This is a genomic window from Pedobacter nototheniae (assembly GCF_004335085.1).
GTDB lineage: Bacteria > Bacteroidota > Bacteroidia > Sphingobacteriales > Sphingobacteriaceae > Pedobacter > Pedobacter nototheniae.
On record NZ_RQRS01000048.1, the window covers coordinates 1 to 2,407 of the forward strand.

General features: G+C 37.1%; 2 protein-coding genes. One reads left to right on the plus strand and one right to left on the minus strand.

The annotated features are described in order from the left end of the window. Positions 1 to 91: 91 nt before the first annotated feature. Entirely contained in the window at positions 92 to 1,312 is a 1,221-nt protein-coding gene (locus tag EHC72_RS22395; protein ID WP_131539945.1) for an IS256 family transposase, read from the minus strand. A gap of 276 nt (positions 1,313 to 1,588) precedes the next feature. Between EHC72_RS22395 and EHC72_RS22400 the strand changes: the two genes are divergently transcribed. Further along, entirely contained in the window at positions 1,589 to 2,152 is a 564-nt protein-coding gene (locus tag EHC72_RS22400; RefSeq protein ID WP_131539946.1) for an RNA polymerase sigma factor, read from the plus strand. Positions 2,153 to 2,407: the final 255 nt, after the last annotated feature.

Sequence of the window (2,407 nt, forward strand, 5' to 3'; positions counted from 1 at the left end):
GTATTTATTAATCATAGAAATGGATGGATAAATCCTGTGACTGGATGGAAAATTATGCAAGCACAAATTGCTATATTTTTTGAGGACAGATTTAATCAATGACACAGTTTATTGAACAGACCCTTAAATACTGGTTAAGGATTATCCCCCAGTTTGGGATAGTTCCTTTCCATGCTTCTTCAATGTTTTTAATGGATAAATAAACTGATTTAGCCGCTGCATTTTCATTGGGAAACTGGGTTTTTGTTTTGGTGTATTTCCTTATTCCTCTGTTGAGGTTTTCGATGGCATTTGTAGTATAAATAATTTTTCTTAGTTCGAGTGGGTACTCAAAATAATTGGAAAGGTTGTCCCAGTTTTCTTCCCAGGATGTAATGGCATATTTGTATTTGCCCTGCCACTTTTCCTTGAATTTATTCAGCTCTTCCAAAGCAATTTCTTTATTGATTGCTGTATATACCACTTTCAAGTCCTGACAAAAAGATCTTCGGTCCTTATAGACAACAAACTTGCAGCTGTTCCTTATCTGATGGACAATGCAAATCTGTGTAATGGCCTGGGGAAAGACTGCCGATATGGCCTTGGTAAACCCTTTTAAGTTATCGGTACAGGCAATAAGGATATCCTCTACGCCGCGGGCCCTAAGTTCGGTTAATACCGTCATCCAGAAGGCAGCTGTTTCCGTCTTTTCGATCCAGAAGCCAAGCACCTCTTTACGACCATCCTGTTTGAGTCCAATGACGATGTAGACGCACTTGTTCACTACTTTTTTGTCGTCCCGGATCTTAATAACAATACCATCCATCCAAACTGCAAAATATACTGGTTCCAGGGTTCGTTGTTGCCATTCCCTGGCAGCATCCATGATGCGTTCTGTAATGTTGGAAATAGTCGTTTCACTTATTTCCAGACCATAAACAGCATCTACCTGTTTTCTAACGTCTGAGGTGGTCATTCCCCTGCTGTACATGCCCAGTATAGCCTCCTGTATCTTGGTGCTGATCGTTTCCCCTTTAGGGATAACCTGAGGTATAAATGTCCCATTCCGGTCTCTTGGAATGTTCAAAACAATCTCGCCTACATTTTCTGTTGTCACTGTTTTAGGAAAACTCCCATTGCGACTATTCCCTGAGTTGTAGCCATCTACGGTATGTTTATAGTAGCCTAAATGTTCATCCATTTCTCCTTGAAGCATTTCTTCCACACCCTGTTTAAAAATAGAATTGAAATAGTTTTGAAAGGAATCTTTGTCTTTAAACTGTTTAAAGAAGCCCTTTGGAAATAGCTGTTCTGTTTTGTCTTCGGATTGCATAATATATATATGGTTTTAAAGTTAAGAGTTTACTCTAACTCTATTCCGTTTACACAATCTAATTTACAATCTCCTATTAGAGAGGCAATGTTCCCTGTTAGAGAGGCATTGTTCCCTGTTAGAGAGGCATTGTTCTGGCTCTGTTCAATAAACTGTGTTAAAAAGAAAATGAATCCTGCAAACTGGAACGGTTCAAAACACAGAACTTTAAGATTTATTAATATTAAGGGAATATTGCAGCGGTAGCTTTGCGCTAAATAAATCCTCAAAAATCCGTTGAGTACAAATTTACTAGCATCCCTAAAAAATGATTCGCACGTGGCTATGGAATTAATTTACCATAAGCATTGGGAAACCGTTTTCGATGCAGCCTTTAAAAAATTGGGAGATGAAGATTTGGCGCAGGATTTAACACAAGAAATTTTTATCTCCCTTTGGGAAAACCGCAACCAGTTAAAAGTAGAAAACAGTTTATCGGCCTACCTTTATGGAGCTGTAAAATATAAGGTGATTAATCATTACCGATCGGCCGCCTTAAAGGAAAAACAAATTGCAGCATTAGCCCTTTTAATGAACGAAGAAGTTGCGGCAGCAACTGATAGTAAATTGATTTTAAATGAACTTAATGTTGAAGTGGAAGCCGCTATAGCCCTTTTACCAGAAAAAATGCGAATGGTGTTTTCTATGAGTAGGAAGCAAGAAAAATCTATAAAGGAAATAGCCAGCGAATTAGATCTTTCAGCACAAACGGTAAAAAACCATATAACGGCAGCCATGAAACTGCTTAAAAAAAGCTTATCATATTCCGCATTTATTGCCATTTTAATTGGTATATCATGATTCCAATTTTTAACTAAACTTCTTTCAAGGATATAGTATTTATAGGCAATTAACCCATAATATATGCTTAAATGCTATCCACTTGGCTTAGGTTTGTAATTTGGTTTTTGCTGCAAGGTTTAAGTTATTAAACCTGTATTCTATGGTTAATGCAAACAAAAAGTTAATTATTTTTTGAGAAGCATTACTTTAGAATTATTTATGCTGCTAGGTTTGATATGTAGGGTGTTCCTCTTTTTACTGCAGCAAATGCTC